At 54.3% G+C, this 18,940-nt stretch carries 19 protein-coding genes; 10 read left to right on the forward strand and 9 right to left on the reverse strand.

Annotated features, from left to right (window positions below; genetic code table 11):
• Positions 1 to 52 precede the first annotated feature (52 nt).
• The 6 genes from KK078_RS16580 to KK078_RS16605 all read left to right on the forward strand — a co-directional run bounded on the left by KK078_RS16580 (position 53) and on the right by KK078_RS16605 (position 4,096).
• On the forward strand, positions 53 to 1,129 hold the full coding sequence (locus KK078_RS16580; RefSeq protein WP_254091416.1) for a branched-chain amino acid aminotransferase: 1,077 nt from the start codon (positions 53 to 55) through the stop codon (positions 1,127 to 1,129).
• 78 nt (positions 1,130 to 1,207) lie between these two features.
• On the forward strand, positions 1,208 to 2,209 hold the full coding sequence (locus KK078_RS16585) for a zinc-binding dehydrogenase (RefSeq protein ID WP_254091417.1): 1,002 nt from the start codon (positions 1,208 to 1,210) through the stop codon (positions 2,207 to 2,209).
• Entirely contained in the window at positions 2,206 to 2,667 is a 462-nt protein-coding gene (locus tag KK078_RS16590) for a GNAT family N-acetyltransferase (RefSeq protein ID WP_254091418.1), read from the forward strand. The genes KK078_RS16585 and KK078_RS16590 overlap by 4 nt, the downstream gene beginning before the upstream one ends.
• Before the next feature lie 11 nt (positions 2,668 to 2,678).
• Positions 2,679 to 3,089 (forward strand): GNAT family N-acetyltransferase, encoded by a 411-nt coding sequence (locus tag KK078_RS16595; protein WP_254091419.1) that lies wholly within the window; start codon positions 2,679 to 2,681, stop codon positions 3,087 to 3,089.
• 131 nt (positions 3,090 to 3,220) lie between these two features.
• Positions 3,221 to 3,610 carry a VOC family protein gene (locus tag KK078_RS16600; RefSeq protein ID WP_254091420.1) on the forward strand — a complete coding sequence of 130 codons (390 nt, stop codon included), beginning with the start codon at positions 3,221 to 3,223 and terminating at the stop codon, positions 3,608 to 3,610.
• A 69-nt stretch (positions 3,611 to 3,679) separates the two neighbouring features.
• Positions 3,680 to 4,096: a Dabb family protein gene (locus tag KK078_RS16605; RefSeq protein WP_254091421.1), complete on the forward strand. Its 417-nt coding sequence runs from the start codon at positions 3,680 to 3,682 to the stop codon at positions 4,094 to 4,096.
• A gap of 87 nt (positions 4,097 to 4,183) precedes the next feature.
• Here the strand turns inward: KK078_RS16605 and KK078_RS16610 are convergent, their stop codons facing one another.
• On the reverse strand, positions 4,184 to 4,747 hold the full coding sequence (locus tag KK078_RS16610; RefSeq protein WP_254091422.1) for a redoxin domain-containing protein: 564 nt from the start codon (positions 4,745 to 4,747) through the stop codon (positions 4,184 to 4,186).
• The gene (locus KK078_RS16615) at positions 4,744 to 5,373 is read right to left on the reverse strand and encodes a 4'-phosphopantetheinyl transferase family protein (protein WP_254091423.1); all 630 of its coding nucleotides are present in this window, start codon (positions 5,371 to 5,373) and stop codon (positions 4,744 to 4,746) included. The genes KK078_RS16610 and KK078_RS16615 overlap by 4 nt, the downstream gene beginning before the upstream one ends.
• A gap of 63 nt (positions 5,374 to 5,436) precedes the next feature.
• Here KK078_RS16615 and KK078_RS16620 point away from each other — a divergent pair, with 63 nt between their 5' ends.
• Genes KK078_RS16620 through KK078_RS16635 form a run of 4 tightly spaced genes read left to right on the forward strand, consistent with a single transcriptional unit; the run spans position 5,437 to position 8,407 of the window.
• A complete protein-coding gene (locus KK078_RS16620) occupies positions 5,437 to 6,348 on the forward strand; it encodes a WD40 repeat domain-containing protein (RefSeq protein WP_254091424.1) in 912 nt (303 codons plus the stop codon).
• A 12-nt stretch (positions 6,349 to 6,360) separates the two neighbouring features.
• Positions 6,361 to 7,161 carry a DivIVA domain-containing protein gene (locus KK078_RS16625; protein ID WP_254091425.1) on the forward strand — a complete coding sequence of 267 codons (801 nt, stop codon included), beginning with the start codon at positions 6,361 to 6,363 and terminating at the stop codon, positions 7,159 to 7,161.
• A complete protein-coding gene (gene folB / locus KK078_RS16630; protein ID WP_254091426.1) occupies positions 7,158 to 7,523 on the forward strand; it encodes a dihydroneopterin aldolase in 366 nt (121 codons plus the stop codon). The genes KK078_RS16625 and folB overlap by 4 nt, the downstream gene beginning before the upstream one ends.
• Before the next feature lie 20 nt (positions 7,524 to 7,543).
• On the forward strand, positions 7,544 to 8,407 hold the full coding sequence (locus KK078_RS16635; RefSeq protein ID WP_254091427.1) for a ChaN family lipoprotein: 864 nt from the start codon (positions 7,544 to 7,546) through the stop codon (positions 8,405 to 8,407).
• 84 nt (positions 8,408 to 8,491) lie between these two features.
• On the opposite strand, the gene KK078_RS16640 is transcribed toward KK078_RS16635, so the two are convergent.
• The 7 genes from KK078_RS16640 to KK078_RS16670 form a co-directional block, all read right to left on the reverse strand.
• The gene (locus tag KK078_RS16640; RefSeq protein WP_254091428.1) at positions 8,492 to 8,956 is read right to left on the reverse strand and encodes a hypothetical protein; all 465 of its coding nucleotides are present in this window, start codon (positions 8,954 to 8,956) and stop codon (positions 8,492 to 8,494) included.
• 31 nt (positions 8,957 to 8,987) lie between these two features.
• On the reverse strand, positions 8,988 to 10,430 hold the full coding sequence (locus KK078_RS16645; RefSeq protein WP_254091429.1) for a SusD/RagB family nutrient-binding outer membrane lipoprotein: 1,443 nt from the start codon (positions 10,428 to 10,430) through the stop codon (positions 8,988 to 8,990).
• A gap of 19 nt (positions 10,431 to 10,449) precedes the next feature.
• Positions 10,450 to 13,506, reverse strand: coding sequence for a SusC/RagA family TonB-linked outer membrane protein (locus KK078_RS16650; protein WP_254091430.1), 3,057 nt, complete (start codon positions 13,504 to 13,506; stop codon positions 10,450 to 10,452).
• 210 nt (positions 13,507 to 13,716) lie between these two features.
• Complete coding sequence (gene glgP / locus KK078_RS16655) at positions 13,717 to 15,366, reverse strand: alpha-glucan family phosphorylase (protein WP_254091431.1); 1,650 nt, start codon at positions 15,364 to 15,366, stop codon at positions 13,717 to 13,719.
• 250 nt (positions 15,367 to 15,616) lie between these two features.
• On the reverse strand, positions 15,617 to 16,348 hold the full coding sequence (locus tag KK078_RS16660) for a PKD domain-containing protein (RefSeq protein WP_254091432.1): 732 nt from the start codon (positions 16,346 to 16,348) through the stop codon (positions 15,617 to 15,619).
• Between the two features lie 121 nt (positions 16,349 to 16,469).
• Positions 16,470 to 17,459 (reverse strand): ABC transporter ATP-binding protein, encoded by a 990-nt coding sequence (locus tag KK078_RS16665; RefSeq protein ID WP_254091433.1) that lies wholly within the window; start codon positions 17,457 to 17,459, stop codon positions 16,470 to 16,472.
• 5 nt (positions 17,460 to 17,464) lie between these two features.
• Positions 17,465 to 18,475: a FecCD family ABC transporter permease gene (locus KK078_RS16670; protein WP_254091434.1), complete on the reverse strand. Its 1,011-nt coding sequence runs from the start codon at positions 18,473 to 18,475 to the stop codon at positions 17,465 to 17,467.
• Positions 18,476 to 18,940: the final 465 nt, after the last annotated feature.

Raw genomic sequence — 18,940 nt, forward strand, 5'->3', positions numbered from 1 at the left:
ATGCTTATTAGACAGATAATTATGAAATTTCCACCTCATAACCCATAGAACTATGACGACCTTGACGACTTCTATTCCTGTGCAGCGTGTTTCGAAATCGAGAATCAAAGAAGTTGATTTCAACAACCTGGAATTTGGTAAATACATTGCAGATCACATGATCGTAGCCGACTTCAAAGACGGCAAGTGGCATGAGCCCACGATCGTGCCATACGGCGACATGCTCATGAGCCCTGCGATGCTCTCCCTGCACTACGGCCAGGCGGTCTTTGAAGGAATGAAGGCGTTTTGGACCAGCGATAAGAACATCAATATCTTCCGTCCGGCGCGCCACGCGCAGCGGTTCAACCGCTCGCTGAACCGCATGTGCATGCCGGAAGTACCCGAAGAGATGTTTGTACAGTCGCTGCATGCGTTGATCGAGCTCGACAAGGATTGGATCCCCACCAGCGAGGGCTCGTCGTTCTATATCCGTCCGTTCATGTTTGCGTATGAAGCGCGCCTGGGCGTTAAAGTGGCGGATCACTTTAAGTTTATCATCATCAATAGTCCCGTGGCGGCATACCAGGCCAAACCTTACCGCCTGAAAGTAGAAGACCACTATGTGCGTACCGCCGAAGGGGGTACCGGTTTTGCGAAATGCGCCGGTAACTATGGCGGTGCCTTTTACCCGACACAGATCGCCCGCGAAGAAGGCTTTGATCAGATCTTGTGGACGGACCACAAAGAACATAAGTATATCGACGAGGTAGGCATGATGAACGTGATGTTCGTGATCAACGGTACGCTCGTGACGCCGCAGCTTAATACGGCCATCCTGGACGGCATTACCCGCGACACGATCCTGACGCTGGCCAAAGATATGGGGATGAAGATCGAGGAGCGCCGCGTGAGCATCGACGAGATCGAAGCGGGTCTGAAGAGCGGTGCAGTGACCGAAGCGTTCGGTACCGGTACAGCGGCCGTGGTAGCGCCCATTGCGCTGATCAACATCAAAGGGCAGGACCTGGCCGTTCCCGAGGCGGGTCCGTCGAGCTTCCAGCTGCGTGTAAAAGAAAAGCTCAACAACATTCGCATGGGCAAGGAGGCGGATACACACCAGTGGAATTACATCATCCCCGTACGCTGATAACTTTTTGCGGTATAACAACGTATCACTACCTGACCGGCATCGGTCGCTTGGGTAGTGATATTTTTTTGATGCTATATGAAAGCCCTATTGTTTAAAGGCAAAGACCAACCCCTGACAGTTGGCGATTTCAAGAAACCCCGGCCTGTTAAAGACCAGGTGCTCATCCGGCTATACGCCGCGGCCCTCAACCATCGTGACCTGTGGGTGATGCAGGAGCAGGAACAGATGTTCCCCGACGGCGTGATCCTCGGCTCCGACGGCTGTGGCGTGGTGGAAGATGTAGGAGAGGATGCCGATCCGTTCCTGGTGGGCATGGAAGTCGTGATCAATCCGTCGCTGGAGTGGGGCGCGAACCCGATGGTACAGGGCGATAAATTCCGCATCCTGGGTTTCCCGGACAACGGCACCTTTGCCGAATACATGGTCATTTCCAAGAAATATATCTTTGAGAAGCCCGAGCATCTGTCGAATGAAGAGTGCGCGGCGATCCCGTTGTCGGCGTTGACGGCTTACCGTGCGTTGTTCTCGAAGGCGCGGTTGCGGGCGAAGGAGAAGGTGCTCATTACCGGCATCGGCGGTGGTGCCGCCCTGTGGCTGCTGCAATTCGCCGTGGCGTACCAGGCGCGGGTATATGTCACGTCGAGCTCACGCGAGAAGATCGAGAAGGCGAAGACGCTGGGCGCGGCCGGCGGATTTGTTTATACCGAAGCCGACTGGGCGGCACAAGCACAAAAAGAGACCGGTGGTTTCGATATCATCATCGACAGTGCCGGCGGTGATCAGTTTAATAGATTTATTGAGCTGGCGTTACCGGGCGGGCGCATTGTGAACTTTGGTCGTACGGCTGGCAACATTACCGACGTGGCCACACGCCTGCTCTATTGGAAGCAACTCTCCATACACGGCACCACCATGGGCACACGCGACGAGTTCCTGTCCATGCTCGACTTTATCGAAAGCCGCAAACTCAAACCGGTGATTGATGAAGTATACCCGCTGGCACAAGCACCCGAAGCATTTAAGCGCATGGAACAAGGCGGACAGTTTGGTAAGATCGTATTGAAGATCGGATCATGAATGGAATAACATTTCCAGAGCTGGTAGCAGACGGCTTTCTCTTTAGCGCAGACAAACAGCGTCTGAACGTACCGTATATACACCAGTTTCTTTCCCAGCAGTCGTATTGGGCGGCAAACATACCCCTGGAGATCGTTCAACGCTCCATCGATAACGCTCTCTGTTTTGGTATTTATCATGCGGGACGCCAGGTGGGATTTGCCCGGCTCGTTACCGACCACGCCACCTTCGGTTACCTGGGCGACGTGTTTGTCGACGAAGCCTACCGCGGCCGCGGCCTTTCGAAACAGTTGATGAAATATATATTTGAAGCGGAGCCCCTGCAGGGTTTTCGCCGCATCGTGCTGGTGACCTCGGACGCACAGGGACTATACAGCCAATATGGCTTTCGGCCGTTGGACCATCCCGAGCGTTACATGGAAGTACGTCGCACCAATGTGTATCAGAAACCCGACTAACCCCTTCCGATATGATAGCAGACATTCAGTATTTCGACAACCGCCCGATTACGACAGAAGAATTTATTGATGTATTGACGCGCTCGACGTTGTCCGAACGGCGGCCGGTAAGCGAGCCCGACCGTGTCGCCCGTATGCTGGAGCACGCCAACGTGTTAGTCACCGCCTGGAAAGGCGACCTGCTGGTGGGAGTATCACGGGCGCTGACGGATTTTTCCTTTTGCTGTTATCTGTCTGACTTAGCGGTGGACGAAGCCTTTCAACACCAGGGCATCGGCAAGGAGCTGATCCGACGTACCCACGTGGCGTCGGGAGAGGAGACCACGCTGATCTTATTGGCGGCGCCGAAGGCGATCGGTTATTATCCGAAGATCGGGATGGAGAAGTATGAGCATTGTTTCCGGATAAACCGGAAGGTTTAGATAGTTGCATGGTCTGCCTGGAAAACCGGTATATTCGAAGCGTTAAATTCTTGTGATATGCCTACAGGTCTATGCCCCATTGATGTGGCCTTTTACTTAAAAGTATAGCAAAGATGATTTATTAGTGGATCATGAAGATCGAACACATTGCCGTATGGACACACGACCTGGAGAAGCTCCGGGCCTTTTATGAAAAATACTTTGGCGCGCGTGCCAACGATAAGTATATCAATCCGAAGAAGGGCTTTGCGTCATACTTTCTAAGCTTTGACGAGGGGTGCCGCCTGGAGATCATGCAGATGCCGGGTATCCCGAACAGTGAGAATGATGTATACAAACAATTCACGGGGCTGGTACATTTCGCGCTCTCGACGGGCAGCAAGGTGGAGGTAGACCGGCTGACCGAAGTGCTGCGGGGGGATGGTTATGAAGTGGTGGGCGAGCCGCGTACCACGGGCGACGGGTATTACGAAAGCGTGGTGCTGGATCCTGACGGCAACCGGATTGAAATCACCGAATAGTACCGGCAGGGGCTTCCGCCGTTGGCGGTTATGTCGTACCTTGCCCGTGTTACCGATACATTTATACCCATGAAAAAGCAAACCCGCAGAACTTTTATGGCCAGCGCCGCCGTCTTAACCGCCGGTGTCGCCTCTGGCATGTCACTTACAACTATGGAAACAGCAAAAGGTAAAAAGCAATTAGCGCATCACGTGTTCTTCTGGCTGAAGAACCGCGACTCAAAAGAAGATCTCAATAAACTGCTCGAAGGACTGCGTACGCTGCGCAAGATCGAGAGCGTGCGCAGCCTGCATATCGGCGTGCCGGCCAGTACGGAGCTGCGGCCGGTGGTGGATGCCAGCTATAGTGCGTCGGAGCTTATCTTCTTTGATGATGTGGAGGGACAGAATGTGTACCAGGTGCATCCTATTCATGAGAAGTTCGTGAAGGAGTATTCGCACCTGTGGGAGAAGGTGGTGGTATATGATGCTATTGGTGTGGAATAGCGCCAGCTATGCAGCTGTCGATATTGGATAAAATAAAACCACCGGACAATTAATCCGGTGGTTTTTTATGTCCCGTTGTAGATGTGATTATTTCTTGCGAATGCTGCAGCCTGCGGGGCGGACTTCGGTGGTGGCTACTTTTTGGTTGGCCAGCATGATGTCGATGGCGTCTTTCAGGTGGTGGTGGCGTACGTCAGCTTCTACCTGCGCGTTGTCGTCGATGGCGCCGCTGTAGATCAGCGTGAATTTGCCGCCGTTGTTTTTCAGCAGATAGGCCGAGGGGCTTTTGGCAACGCCCAGGCTGGTCATCAATACCTGGTCTTTGTCGGCCAGGTAGGGCAGGGACCAACCCGCGGCTTTCTTTTTCATGTTGTCGATCGACTCGTTGGGGTCGTTGTGTGCGTTGACCAGCAGCACGGGCACTTTGTCCTGGTACTCGCGGGCCACCTTGTCGATGCGGCCGCGGTAATATTCATCGTAAGGACAGGCATTGCTGGTGAACACGATCACAATGCCCGCGCACGAGGGGTAGGTGTTCAATGACACAGTCTTGCCGTTGGCGACATTGACAAGGCTAAAGTCTTTTACTTCCTGGGCGTGTGCCGCCAGGGAAGCTACAGCCGCGGCAAAAAGGAAAATGATCTTTTTCATAGTGTGGTGGCTTTGTTGAATACCATGACAAAGTCGGGGGTGACCGTGTAGCATAAAGGTATTACCCTTTCCTGACTATCGACAATAATGCTGCCAACTATCTCCCCTCCTGTTTTCTGCGAAAATGGGGCCACTAACAGGCTTTTTGCGAAGGTGAGATCCTTCTTGCCATACACTTTTACGAGGGCTTCTTTGGCGCACCAGTAAATGCAGAGCTTGACTAGGTCCGTGCCGGCGTCAGCCAGCTCGGCGGGGTGGAACATGCGCGGGGCAACGCGCAGCAATTTCTCTTTCGGTTGTTCGAGGTCGATGCCGACCGGTTGGTGAGCATCCAGCAGCACGGCAGCGTAGGGAAACGAGTGGCTCAACGACAGCTGGTAGTCGTGGCCGGCGGGAAAGGGCTTGCCAAAGGCGTCTTTGATAATGCCGTGATAGGAGAGGCCCAGTGTCTGGAGGGCCTCCTTCACCAGCATGCGGCCGGCCAGCCACTCCAGTCGTTTTTGCGGGTTGGTGACGTTTTCGGGGGCTTTTTCGCCGAGGAGGGCCGCCAGCGTGGACTCGTCTTCATGCATGTGCCATAGGGCCAGCACGCGGCCGGGGCTTGCTTCTATTGTTTCAAGTCCCATTATTTTACGGACATCTTTTTAGAAAACATCCCGAAAGTTAGAACTTTGCCCGTTTAATTCAGGATGGTGGGCAAGATAGAAGTCGTTAAGCAGCACACCCTTACGGGGCACCGCGATTGTGTTTACACGCTGGCCGGCGGGGGCGAGGCGCACCGCTTTTTCTCCGGTGCCGGCGACGGCATGGTGGCGGCGTGGGACTTGAACGATCCCGAGAACGGCCAGCTCATTGCCAAGCTGCCCAACTCGGTGTATGCGTTGGCGTATCATCACGCCTCGGGGCTGTTGGTGGCGGGGCATAATTACGACGGCATTCATTTGCTGGACTGGGAGAATAAAAAGGAGACCGGGTCGTTACAATTAACCAAGGCGGCTATATTTGATCTACAGCAGTCCGGTGATTTTGTCTACGTTGGCACCGGCGATGGCACGATTTTAAAGGTACATGTGGCGTCACTCACGATCGTGGCCCGGCATCAGGCGTCAGACAAGAGCGCGCGAACGATCAGTCTGAACCCGGCAAACGGTGATGTGGCGGTAGGTTACAGCGACGACAGCATCCGGATCTATGATCCGGCATTGCAGTTGAAGCACGAATGGCAGGCGCACGGAAAATCAGTGTTTACCGTCCGGTATACGTCAGACGGTCATTTTTTGCTGAGCGGAGCCCGCGATGCACGGTTGAAAATGTGGGATGTCCAGGCCGGATATGCGCAAGTGGCGGAGGTCGTAGCGCATATGTATGCGATAAATCACCTTGATTTTAGCCCGGATAACAAACATTTCGTAACTTGTAGCATGGATAAGTCCTTGAAAGTGTGGAATATGGAAGAGTTGAAGTTGCTCAAGGTCATAGACCGGTCGCGGCATGCGGGGCATGGGACGTCTGTGAACAAGGTATTATGGACACACCATCACAACCTGTTGCTGAGCGCAAGCGACGACCGTACGATATCAGTCTGGAACATCATTTTTTAAACTAATACACTTATGCGAGTAACACCACTTGAAATACGCCAGAAGACGTTCGAGAAGAACTTCCGGGGGTATCAGATCGATGAAGTTAACGGTTTTTTACAGACGCTTTCCCAGGAATGGGAACGCATCCAGGACGATAACAAGGAACTCCGCATTAAGCTCGAAGCGACCGAACGCGAAGTGAACAAGCTGCGCGAAGTAGAGAGCTCTCTGTACAAGACCCTCAAGACCGCCGAAGATACCGGTGCCAATGTCATCGAGCAGGCACGTCTCGCGGCCGATCTTCACATGAAGGAAACGCAGATGAAGGCCGATGCCATCATGCACGAAGCCAAGACCAAGGCAAAAGATACCATCGAAGAATCCGACCAGCGCGCAAAAGAGATCGTAGCCGAAATGGAAGAGCGTCTCAAGATGCTGGTAGAGAACTATAAGAAGCTGGAGTCATCGCGCGAAGACCTGCTGGCCGACCTGAAACGCCTCGGCAACGAGACGCTGGAGCGCGTAGAGCGCGCGAAGAACCACACCAAAGAGTTCGATGCCGACCAGCACCTGGTGACGGCACGCCGCGAGGCCCGCAAAATTGCCTTCCCCAATAACTATAGCGAAAAGATCCTTCGCCCCGAACCGGTAGCGGCGATCACGCACATTCACGCCGAGCAAATGATGAGCACACAGCACATCGTACAGCTGGTGGAGAAAGACATCGTCGTAGAGTCGCAACCAGTCCCTGTGCTGGTAGAAGCAACACCGGTTGCCGTCGCGGCGCCCGCGAAAAAGGTGCTGAAGTCTTTCTTTGACGAGATCGCATGACAGGACGCGTAGCGCTCGAGGGGCTCGAGTTCCATGCTTTTCACGGTGTATATCCCCATGAACGCGAATCGGGCAACTGGTTCGAAGTAGACATCGTCGTGGATACCGATTTCAGCCAGGCTGCCGCCGAAGACGACCTGAACGGCACCGTGAACTACGAGACCCTGTTCCGGATCATCCAGGAGGAAATGGACAAACCTTCCAAGCTGTTGGAAACGGTCGTGGCCAAGATCGCCGACGATGTTATGGACACATGGTCGGCGGTAAGCGCCGTAGAGGTGAAACTGTCCAAGCTCAACCCTCCCATCGGGGGCAAGTGCCGGCGGTCGTCGGTCACGGTGATCCGCCGCCGGGGTGAATAACTGATCTTACTTTTCTTCTTATGCGTATTTGTATCGCCTGCCTGTTCCTCGTGGTTATCACAACGGTCCGGGCACAGGATAAGCCTGCCTATAAACTGTTTACCCAGGAGGGCAAAGATGTAGAGTATACCAAAATGATCAAGGCGCTCGCCAAGGCGGACGTTGTGCTGGTGGGCGAGCTGCACGACAACGCCATCGACCACTGGCTGGAATTGCAAGTGGCAAAGGATCTGTATGCCGTGCGCAACGACCTCGTGCTGGGCTTCGAGATGTTCGAGGCAGACGATCAGATCGTATTAGGTGAATACCTTACCGGTGTTATCGAGGAACGTCATTTGCTGAGCGAAGCCAAGGTGTGGGATAACTACAAAAATGACTATAAGCCACTGATCGAGCTGGCCAAAGAAAAGAAGTTGCCGGCGATCGCCACCAACGTACCGCGCCGCTATGCGAACCTGGTCTATCGCAAAGGTATCGATGCCTTGCAGACATTGCCGGAGGAGGCAAAGAAATGGATCGCGCCGCTGCCTATCGAGATCGATCTGACGTTGCCGGGGTATAAAAGCCTTGCTTCAATGTCGATGGGTGGACATGGTGGCGCGCCGTCGAACGAGAATATGGCCAGGTCGCAAGCTGTGAAAGATGCAACGATGGCGTATTTCATTCTTAAAAACCGAAAGGGGCTCTTCGTGCATTACAATGGCGCGTATCATTCGCAAAACTTCGAGGGTATTGTATGGTATCTGAAAAAGGCAGCGCCCGAGTTGAAGATCGTGACGATCCACTCCGTGGAGCAGGATTCGATTGAAGAACTGGAAGAGAAGAATCAAAAGGTGGCGGACTTTGTTATTGCCATTCCAAAGGATATGACGAAGACGTATTAGTGCACCATCATGGGTGATATAAAAAGCGGTAGTTACTACAGGGTAACTACCGCTTTTTGTTTGGGGTGTTGATCCTTTATCTCCTCAGGGTATCGCCGTCACATTGCGGGTTCGCGTAAGCGTTAATGTGTTTTCGTTTATTATTTCCATTTCCAGTTTGACGGTTGTCTCGGCGGCGACGGTGGGTACCGTGTACCGCAGAACGAGCGTGTCGGCGGATTTCATTCTGGAAAAGGCTGCAATCGCGGCGTATTGACCTGTGTAGATCTTCTCGCGTGTGCCGGTGCCGACAGACGCGTACATATTGATCTCTTTTACCTGGTCCTCCGTCCAGTACACCAGCTCCAGGGCAAGCTCAGAACCTCCGGTGTAACGCCAGGTGGTGTTGGTGGGGTTGTTGAGGTTTGTGAATGTATTCGCTGAAACCGGGTAGTAGCCTTTGCCGGGAGTTGCATGATCGAAGAGCACTTTGTCGTTGTCATCCTCCTCATAGCAAGCGGAAAGACCGGCAAGAAGAATCAGGGTTGTTGTTAGCGTATGTATATTCATGGTTGAATGCGTTTAATCGTGTGTCGATACATTATTCTTCCCACCACATTTTTATTTCCATGGTCTTGATGTGCGGTGTGACCGATGCGCTGTTGCGATTGATCTCGTCGAAAGGGTATAGTACGCGGCGAACAAACTCGTTATTAAGGTTGCTGTTATAGTTGCCCGGCAGCTCCATGCCCCTGTACAACGTATTGTTATATTGATAACGCCGTACGTCGACCCACGCTTCAGGATTCAGGAACATGGCAATGTATTTTTCTTTTAAGATTAGCTCAAGTGTAAGATTGTCCTTGCCGACAGCGACCTCGTCGGTATTGGAGAGGTAAGCGGCGGGGTCGAGCCCCAGCTTGGCAAAGTGAGCAGTAATGCCGGCGATATAGGCATCATACGCTTCCTGCGTCGTGCCAACAGAGGTGGTTGTACCGCCGTTTTGCAGAAAGCGTGCTTCGGCTTCGAGAAACCTGGCCTCGATCAGGGTCACCATCAGCAGCGGCGCTGTTTGTGCTGCGTACCAGGTATTGACGCTCAGACGACTATTGCCCCCCGTGGCCAGCCCGTTGGTCAGGCCACTATAAGTGGCAGCGCCCTGATTGTCGAACATTTTTGGGAGGCGCGGATCGATCACGTCGTAATACGTGCCGTTCATCAGGCTGATGATCTGTTCCGATGGCCCCACCGTAAAGTTACCAGTAGTAATGGGCGACGATACATTGTTATACCAGGGATTGCGGTTCACCGTGTTGTAGTTCAGCTGGAGATCTTCGGTTGCTGCACTGATGCCCAGGGGCAGGGCTGTGAGCGCGGCCGACACGGCAGCATCCCGGTCGCGGTTAGTGAGGTGCATGGCATAGCGGGCTTTCAATGTATAGGCCACTTTTACCCAGTTCACAAGCTTTCCACCAAAGATAAGATCGTCGGTCGCGGGTTTGAAAAGCGACGTGGGTTGTTGCAGGTCGGTAATGGCCTCGTCGAGCAGAGTATTGATGGTCTGATAGATTTGCTCCTGGCTGTCATAGTCAGGTGTCAGACCATTCTCTCCCTGGAAGGCATCGGAGAACGGTACATCTCCCCACGTATCGGTTGCTATACCAAGATTGAGGGCTTGCAGAACCTTGCCGATGCCTGCATAGTACGGCGAGCTCTGCTCTTCCGCCTGGTCAACCAAAACATCCAGATTGGTAAGGGCTGTCAGGTAGATTCCCACCCACGTAGTGGCCATGCGTGTCTCTTCGTAGGAATCGGTTCCGCCGGGGAAATACGACGCCAGGTGTTGTGTGAACTGGCCCGTAGTAAATGCTGCCAGGTAATGATTGTTACTGGTGGCGTCTATACAGGGTGCCAGGAGTGCCTCCAGCGTTACCGTTTGGGTACGGTTCGGATCGATGTTTGTATCCAGGTAGTTGTCGCAGGCAGTGAGGAGAACAATGACCGCCAGCGCGCTGCTTATTTTTAGGGCAATGTTATGTATCATATAGATCGATGATTAGAGGTCAGAAATTGGCACTTACAGTAAAGGTCAGGCTGCGGGTCATCGGGATGTTCAGCCCGGTGTAACCGAGCGAATTGCTGCCCGAGCCATAAGAACTACCCTCGGGGTCAAAGCCCTTAAAAGGAGTGAACAGCAGCAGGTTGTTGCCGGCCGCCGACAGCGTAAGCGCGTTAAGCGGCGTATTGGCCAGCACACTTCGGCCAAACGTGTACGAAAACGTGGCACTGCGCAGACGCAGCCACGAGGCATCCTGTAGCAGAACCTCGGCTACGTCGGCATAACGTGCCGCCACGCGGTAATAGGTGTCGCCGTCAATGCGCGCGGACCGGGTATTAGGCGAGCCATCGGCAGTGACGCCCTGGAAGACTACGTCGACGTTGCGCGGCACCGTGCGCTCGTCTACACCGTTGCGTAAGCGGTTGCGCATGCCTGTATCATAGGCGTCGCCACCCTCGCGTACTTCGATCAGAAAAGACAACGACAGGCCTTTCCAGCTCAGCGTATTTGTCAGGCCGCCCAGCCAGTCTGGTAAGGCATTTCCTACTTTTATATAGCTGTCAGAAAACGTCGGATAACCGTCTGCATCGAGCAACAGCTGGCCCTGATCGTTTCGGCGATACGGGCGGCCATAGAGATCGGCAATCGAGCCACCCCGCACAAATTTATTGGCAATGCGATCGTCCATAAACATGATCTCATTGATGCCGTCAGGCATCGTGATGATCTTGTTCCGGTTGGCGGACCAGTTCAGCGAAACATCCCAGCTAAAATTACCCGTGCGCACAGGGCTGCCGCTCAGCAGAAGCTCGACACCCTGGTTGCGGATTTTACCCGCGTTCGTAACGTACAACGCCAGGCCTGATACGTTGGTGACCGGTATCTCGGTAATTTGGTTGGTGCTGATGGCCCGGTAGTAGGTAGCGTCGAGCGAAAGACGGTTATTGAAAAATTTCAGCTCCGCACCCAATTCGAGCGAGCGGGTTCTTTCAGGCTCGAGGCTCGCCGCGCCATAGGTCGTGCTTTGACGGAAACCATTGACGCCGTTGAACGGAAACCCCAGCGCCAGCTGGTAGTACTGTCCGATTTGATAGGCCTGCGCGTCTTTTCCCACCTCCGCCCAGGAAGCACGAATCTTGCCGTAGTTGAAGGTGGGGTTGGAGCTCAGCCCCAGTGACTCCGTAAAGACATACCCGGCGCTGATCGACGGATAAAAGAAAGACCGGTTTTGTGTCGGCAGCGTGGACGACCAGTCGTTACGCCCGGTAACGCTGACATACAGCATGCTCTTATACTCCAGCTTGGCATCACCGAACACACCGATCAGCCGCCGTACAAGGTCTGCTTCCGTGGTGAATTTATTGGCGGTGTTGGTCAGATCGTAAAAACCTTTCATGCCAAACTTCTCGCCCCGCACATTCAACTGGTTGGAGTGGATGTCAAGAACATTGTTCCCCACCATGATCGACCCTTTGAGATCTTCGCTGAACGAGTATCGCGCGGTAAGCAGAAAGTTCGAGTTGATCTCGCGGTAAAGAAGCCGTTCCTCCACCATAAAGCCACCGGCGGCGGTAGAGATGTCAAGACCCACGGGTGCAATGCGCACACGCTGGTCGCCGTAATAATCCAGTCCAATCTGATAGTCGGCCTCCAGCCAGTCGAGGATCTTTACGTTGGCACCAGCGTACGTAATGACGCGGTTCACATCGTCCTCCATCGTGCTGAATTCAGCCAGGTAACGCGGGTTGTCGATCGTCGTGCCCGCATAGCTTTTAATCGAACCGTCGGGATTGATATAGTCATTAACATCGGCCGACGTGGTGTGATAGTTGAGGGCACTCATGATCGATTTGTCACCTCCCTGTGGCCGCAAACCGCCGGAGTTGGTATAGGTCGCACCGCCCCGCACCGTTAGCCGGTCGGACAAGGCAGCGTTGCCGCTAAACCTTACCGACGTGCGCGACCAGTCGGAGTTAGGGACAATGCCTTCTTGTTTCAGATGCGAAACAGACGTGAAGTAGTTGGCTTTGTCATTCCCGCCGGAGACGCTCAGGTTATTACTGAAGCGCTTGCCGGTCTGAAAAAAGTTCTTGAAGTTGTCGTAGAGCACGTCGTCCTCGGTAACGGGCGGGCCGAACGTTTGAAACGGTGTTCCCGCCCCCGGTACACCCATACGTTTAACGCCGGCCGCACCCTCGCGGTAGGCACGCTGAATGCCCGGCGTTTTATTGACCTCATCCCAACCGATAGAGCCGGTATAGGAAATCTGCGGCTTGCCCGCCTTTCCTCGTTTGGTGGTAATCATGACCACGCCGTTGGAAGCACGCAAGCCATAGAGCGCAGTAGCGGCGGGACCTTTCAGGACATTGAGCGATTCGATATCATCCGGGTTAATATCGATCGCACGGTTGCTAAACGAGTACTGTTCGGTACTGGTCGTCGCCACCGAGCCCGAGCTGGGCAGCACGTTCGCGGCAATTGTTTCGTTGCTAATGGGCACGCCGTCGATAACAAACAGCGGTTGATTATTCTGTCCCGAGTTCAACGATGTAACCCCCCGGATCAGGATGCTGGTGCCCGCTCCCGGTGCGCCGCCGGAATTCTGAATGCGTACGCCGGCCACTTTGCCCTGCAGGGCGGTGACGATATTCGTCGGACGTGTATTGGCCAGCTCGGCGCCTTTCAGCTCTTGTGCGGCATAGCCGAGGGCCCGCTTTTCCTGTTTTACGCCCAGGGCCGTGACGACCACTTCCGACAAGGCGGTAACATCCACGCTTAGCTCTATCGCGAGCGTTGTATTATTGCCGACAATAAGTTCCTGCGTTTTATACCCGATGAAGCTGATGATCAATGTTGCGTCGGGAGGTACATCGAGGGAGAACGCCCCGGCGGCATCGGTGATGGTACCTTGGGTTGTGCCTTTCTGCGTTACGTTCACGCCCGGTATGGGGCTGCCGTTCTCGGCATCTTTGACCGTACCGGTGACGGTGGTTGTCTGGGCAGACACAGGCGAATAGAATATAATCGCAAGTATGCCTGCCAGGAGTAGCAGTCTTTTCATGCTCATAAAATTTAGGTTAATGAAGGGTTAGGACTCAGGGTCCTTATGAAAGGTAAGGCCTGCACGGTGTTAATAGCAAGACGTGTAGAAGCACTTCCCCACAATTTTTATGATCCCGTGGAGGCGAAACGTTTCAAGGAAGAGCGGAAAATAAAAAAGGTTGCCATGAGTGAACATAGCAACCTTTATGTGCAGTCGTTAGAACCCGTGTTACGAGTATAGCTTCGTATAATATTCGTCGGCCATGCGGCCGGAGCCGAACATCGGCGTTACACCGCTCATACTCGCTTTCATGATCGTACGCCACCGGGCAGGCTGTTCGTAGTACATGGGGATGATCTCATGTTCCAGCAGATCGAGCAAAGCATTGCCTTCGAGCTTGTCTTTTGACTCTGCCGTCAGCAGGTCATTCGCCGTCGGGATGATGAATGCATTCTTGCCATGCTGTGCAAACTCAGGCACCCAGCCATCGGGGATGGACAGGTTGATGGAGCCGTTCATGGCAGCCGTCATGCCAGAGGTGCCGGAGGCTTCGTGGTACAGGCGAGGGTTGTTGAGCCAGAGGTCAGAGCCTTTCTTCAGGTGGCCCGACAGCCAGAGCTCATAGCCCGTTACAACGGTGCAGTTCGGCAGGTCTTTGGTCTTCCAGTATATTTCGTTGAAGATGTTGATAGCATTGTAGTCTTCCGGGTAGGGCTTGCCGGCCCAGATGATCTGGATGGGATACTTGGTGTTGAGAGCGATGCGTTGGAAGCGGCTGTAGTCGGCTAGCAGGAGGTTGGCGCGTTTGTAGCCCGCAAAACGGCGGGCCCACACCAGGGTCAATACATTCTCGTCGAAGAGCTTGCCGGTTTGGTTGGCGACGGTGCGGAACAGTTTATACTTCAGTTCCTTTTTGCGCGCGATCAGGGCCTGGTCGTTGCCGTCTGCCAGGGCTTTGTCCATGGCGGGGTCGCTCCAGTATGTTTTGTTCTGGGCGTTGGTGATGGCGATGATCTCGCAGATGTTGCTGTAGTCGCCCCACATCTTGCGCGATACTTCGCCGTGCAGCTGCGATACACCGTTGGCACGGCGTGCCAGGCGCAGGGCCGTGAGGGTATAGTTCAATACGCCGTTTTCGGGATGTACGTATTCTTCGACTTCTTTCTGCGTGAGGCCGTTGAAGAAGCTCATGCTGTTGAGCAGCGGCATACTGTGTTCTTCGTTGCCGGCCTTCTCGGGCGTGTGTGTCGTGAAGACAACGCGTTTCCTTACTTCTTCCAGGTTTTTGTATTTGTCGAGCAGGTAAAAGCAGAGCGGCAGGGCGTGGCCCTCGTTCATGTGGTATATTTCCGTTTCACGCTCCAGTACGTCGAGCAGCTTGGCGCCGCCGATGCCGAGGAGGATGGACTGCGCGATGCGCGTTGTTTCATTGGGATCGTACAGGCGGTGGCTAATGGTCTGGGCGAGGTAGTCGTTCTCAGGGATGTCGGTGGTTAACAGAAATAGCGGCACCGTATTGAATACCTCAGGCTTCAGCAGGAAGGCTTTTACATATACCCGTGCGCCGTGGATGGTGATGGGGAATACGATGTTGGTATCGGTGAGGAAGTGGTAGTCTTTGTCGCGAAAGTTCACGCGCAGGGTTTGATCCTGGTTGCGTTCCTGGTCGTAGTAACCTTTCTTCCAGAGGATGCCGATACCGATCATGTTTTGCTTCAGCTCGTAGCCGCTGCGCAGGTGCGAACCGGCCAGAAAGCCAAGGCCGCCGCTGTAGATCTTGAGGGGCTGGTCTACGGCAAATTCCATGGAGAAGTACGCGACGGGCTTTTTGTACCGCTCGTCAAAGGTATATGGGAAGAGATCTTTCAATTTCGTCATGGGCTCGTGCGTTTCTTAGGTCTTGAAACGGCAAACTAATAAAACATGACGCACACAGTTTCAGAAATCTTGAGTGAGAACTTACACGGGCGTGTTGCAAACGATTGATTGGTCTGCTAAGGCGTTTTGGTATCCAGGGGAAGTTATGGATGTATTTCGCGCGTAGCGTTGTAGAGAGAATTGCCCCGTGTTTAGGGAAGCATTCCCACCCGGACATACAGGATGGGAATGCTGGAGTCAGATAAGCGGCTCAGCACTGACAAGGCTCGGGTCCTAGCTTGATGAATTGAATCTCTTCAATGACCGGAGTATACGGCGGGACACCGAGATAGCCGCCCATGCCAAAGGCGTAGCAAGACGGCAGGAACCAGTGGAAGGTGCTGCCTTCGTCCATACTCCTGAATTGCGATACGGCAATGTTATTATACTCATTGAGCTCCCTGTACTCACCTTCAAACGTAAGGGCCAGGGTGCCGTCCAACAGATAATAGTTTGTCTTGACCCAAACGCTTTCGTGTCCGGTCACTATTTTCCGGCCGTTACCGGGTTGGACGACGACGTACTGCCAGCCCAGCTCGCTGTCGCGTAAAGGCGTAATGTTGTGCCCGGCATAATACTGGTCGAGGAGGGTTTGCTCTTTTTCTTTCCAGGGATCGCCACAAGGGTTCACGTGGGGGATCACAACCTCTTGCGTGATGCGGTCGACCTCTCCGTCCTCATTGGTGATTTCCAGCGCAATGGTATACGTGCCCGGGTAGTTAAAACGATATTCCAGGACGGGGGCGGTGTGATAGTAGTCTCCGATCTGCCAGCGAAGCGATTCCGCATGTTTGGAAGTGCTGATAAAGGTGGCGTGGAGAGGTTTGTTGTCAGGATCCTGTTCTACCATAAAGCTGGCTTTGGGTTCATCGTCTTCGCAGGATGACAGGGATAAGAGTAAAAACGAAAGTACGAGGTACGGTAATCTGTTAACGGTTATCATATTGTTGAATTTGGTTTACTACAGCTAGCGGCTCCTGGGGCAAAGGTAACTTTTATTTCCGGAACGTTATGGGTAAGGAACGTCCTGCGATGGCGGAATGATACGTGCTGGCAGCAGAAAATTATAGCGTGAGCGTCTGGAGAACTTCTTTCAGGGAAGAGTATACTTTCGTTTCGGTGCCCCGCTGCAGTCGCCATGCGGGATGGTCGGTCGTTTCGATCGAAAGGGTGATATCGGTCGGGGTGGACGCTGTGGCAATAGTATATCCATTGCGTTCCAGGGCATTGCGGGTCCAACGGTAGATGTAGCCGTCGCCGTGCAGGGCCACGGTCTTGTTCCGGAAGGCGGTATGGTATATCTGGCCGGTTTTGAGATCGAAGCCTTTCAGTTGGAAGATCTCGTCGAGGGTGCCTTGCAGCACCAGGTCTTCGGGCAGACCGGTGACCAGGGTTTTGTCTTTGCCGGCAACCCACAGGATATCGGCGGTCTGCAGCGCCAGGTCCAATTCGTGCGTGGCGACCAGGATCGCTTTACCGGTGTCGCGTGCCAGGCGTTGCAGCAGCTTCATGATCTCGACGCGGTTGTTGAGGTCGAGGTGGGCGGTGGGCTCGTCGAGCAGGATCATGGCGGTGTCTTGCGCCAGGGCACGCGCGATCATGACCAGTTGCAGCTGGCCGTCGCTAAGCTCATATAATTTTTTGTGTGTAAAACTGTGGATGCGTGTTTGGGATATTGCCTGGCCGATGATCTTTTTATCTTCTTCGCGCAAGCGCATGTTCCAGTCCAGGTATGGATAGCGTCCGAATGTGACGAGCTCGTATACCGTCATGTTCATGCCGGCGATCTTCTCCGTGAGGACCACGGCCACCTGATGCTCGCGGGGCATGCCGGCACCGCCGGCCAGGGTAACGCTGCCGGCCAGTGGTTGCTGCAGCCCGGCCAGGGTGCGCATCAGCGTGGATTTGCCTACGCCGTTCGGGCCCATCAGGCACACCAATTCGCCGGCGTGGAGTGTAAGCGACATATTTTCCAACAGGTGGAGCACGGGATTGTCATAGCCGGTGGTCAGTCCGTGGGTTTGGAGCGCTATGGTCGGTGTGGTGTGAGGCATATACACTAAGGCTGCATGCGGGGATGGCGAAGAATGATCCAGATGACGACGGGGGCGCCGATCAACGCGGTCACGGCATTGATGGGCAACACCTGCGTACTGCCCGGCAGCTGTGCCAGCACATCGCAGAGCAGCATCAGCGCGGCGCCGCCTGCCATGGACGCGGGAATGAGGATCTTATGATCGCTGGTGCGGACCAGGAGCTTGACCAGGTGCGGCACGGCCAGGCCTACAAAGCCGATCGGGCCGCAAAAGGCCGTGATGCTGCCGGTCAGGATGCAGGTGGATACGATAATAATAATGCGTGAGCGTTTGATCGGTACGCCCAGGCTTTGCGCATAGTGCTGGCCCAGCAACCATGCGTTCAGTGCTTTGGCGGACCGGATGGCCAGTACCGTGCCTGCGAACAAGGCGAAGGTGAGAATGGCAATTTCCGGCCAGCTCAGGCTGCCCAGGCTGCCAAAGGTCCATACGATATAGATCTGCATTTCCTCGGCTTTGCTGACAAACTGCAGAATGCCTACCACCGACGACACCGCGGCGCTGATCATCATTCCCACGAGGAGCAGGGATACGTTGTCGCGCAGGCGTTGGGCGATGGCCAGCATAATAATGACTACCGCAAAACAGCCGGCGCTGGCGACCAGGGCCGTGGTCCAGGGGGAGGGCTCATATAATAGACGGATGCCGGCGGCCTGTCCCATAAAGATAAGGGCGACGGCCAGGCTGGCGCCGGCGCTGAGGCCGAGCATGTCGGGGCCGGCGAGGGCGTTCCGGAAAAGTGTCTGCATTTGCAGGCCGGCGAGGGCCAGGCCGCTGCCGGCCAGGATGCAGGTGAGGGCTTTTGTCAGGCGGAAGTTCCAGACGATCCCGGCCCAGACGGGATCGGTGGCGTCGCCACCGGTAAGGACGGTCAGGATCTGTCCGAACGGGATCCGCACACTGCCCAGCGAGAGGTTCAGTCCGAAAAGAAAGGCGAGGAGCAGTGGGAGGAGGAGCCAGCGGTTACGGTTCATGCGGGAGATTCGGCTGCAAAATAGTAAATGTGGACGGTAGGTCAGGAGGGGATTACCCGTATCAAAGGCATATAAAAAGGGGACTAAAGGTGTGGATGCAGTAGGGGACGGTTACCATTGGGCTGGCTACGCCCTTAGGGCGAAGGCGGTCGGAGACCGCTACCATACGAGACACCGGTCGGAGACCGGCGCCAGATGCGTTCATGCGGGAGATTCGGCTGCAAAATAGTAAATGTGGACGGTAGGTCAGGAGGGGATTACCCGTGTCAACGCCATATGTAAAGGGTACTAAAGGTGTGGATGCAGTAGGGGACAGTTACCATTGGGCTGGCTACGCCCTTAGGGCGAAGGCGGTCGGAGACCGCTACCATACGAGACACCGGTCAGAGACCATAGCCGTCTACTTAAGGTCTAAGTAATTGTTAATCAATACTCATAGAGAAAGAAACGAAATGGTATTTCAGG

Source organism: Dawidia soli, from assembly GCF_018598185.1.
GTDB classification, from domain to species: Bacteria; Bacteroidota; Bacteroidia; order Cytophagales; family Cyclobacteriaceae; genus Ohtaekwangia; species Ohtaekwangia soli.

Coding starts and splice junctions, on each gene's coding strand:
- folB (WP_254091426.1), top strand. CDS start 7,158: ATGACAGGACGCGTAGCGCTCGAGGGGCTCGAGTTCCATGCTTTTCAC.
- KK078_RS16610 (WP_254091422.1), bottom strand. CDS start 4,747: ATGAAAAAGATCATTTTCCTTTTTGCCGCGGCTGTAGCTTCCCTGGCG.
- KK078_RS16590 (WP_254091418.1), top strand. CDS start 2,206: ATGAATGGAATAACATTTCCAGAGCTGGTAGCAGACGGCTTTCTCTTT.
- KK078_RS16650 (WP_254091430.1), bottom strand. CDS start 13,506: ATGAAAAGACTGCTACTCCTGGCAGGCATACTTGCGATTATATTCTAT.
- glgP (WP_254091431.1), bottom strand. CDS start 15,366: ATGACGAAATTGAAAGATCTCTTCCCATATACCTTTGACGAGCGGTAC.
- KK078_RS16600 (WP_254091420.1), top strand. CDS start 3,221: ATGAAGATCGAACACATTGCCGTATGGACACACGACCTGGAGAAGCTC.
- KK078_RS16640 (WP_254091428.1), bottom strand. CDS start 8,956: ATGAATATACATACGCTAACAACAACCCTGATTCTTCTTGCCGGTCTT.
- KK078_RS16635 (WP_254091427.1), top strand. CDS start 7,544: ATGCGTATTTGTATCGCCTGCCTGTTCCTCGTGGTTATCACAACGGTC.
- KK078_RS16605 (WP_254091421.1), top strand. CDS start 3,680: ATGAAAAAGCAAACCCGCAGAACTTTTATGGCCAGCGCCGCCGTCTTA.
- KK078_RS16580 (WP_254091416.1), top strand. CDS start 53: ATGACGACCTTGACGACTTCTATTCCTGTGCAGCGTGTTTCGAAATCG.
- KK078_RS16620 (WP_254091424.1), top strand. CDS start 5,437: ATGGTGGGCAAGATAGAAGTCGTTAAGCAGCACACCCTTACGGGGCAC.
- KK078_RS16615 (WP_254091423.1), bottom strand. CDS start 5,373: ATGGGACTTGAAACAATAGAAGCAAGCCCCGGCCGCGTGCTGGCCCTA.
- KK078_RS16585 (WP_254091417.1), top strand. CDS start 1,208: ATGAAAGCCCTATTGTTTAAAGGCAAAGACCAACCCCTGACAGTTGGC.
- KK078_RS16645 (WP_254091429.1), bottom strand. CDS start 10,430: ATGATACATAACATTGCCCTAAAAATAAGCAGCGCGCTGGCGGTCATT.
- KK078_RS16665 (WP_254091433.1), bottom strand. CDS start 17,459: ATGCCTCACACCACACCGACCATAGCGCTCCAAACCCACGGACTGACC.
- KK078_RS16595 (WP_254091419.1), top strand. CDS start 2,679: ATGATAGCAGACATTCAGTATTTCGACAACCGCCCGATTACGACAGAA.
- KK078_RS16670 (WP_254091434.1), bottom strand. CDS start 18,475: ATGAACCGTAACCGCTGGCTCCTCCTCCCACTGCTCCTCGCCTTTCTT.
- KK078_RS16625 (WP_254091425.1), top strand. CDS start 6,361: ATGCGAGTAACACCACTTGAAATACGCCAGAAGACGTTCGAGAAGAAC.
- KK078_RS16660 (WP_254091432.1), bottom strand. CDS start 16,348: ATGATAACCGTTAACAGATTACCGTACCTCGTACTTTCGTTTTTACTC.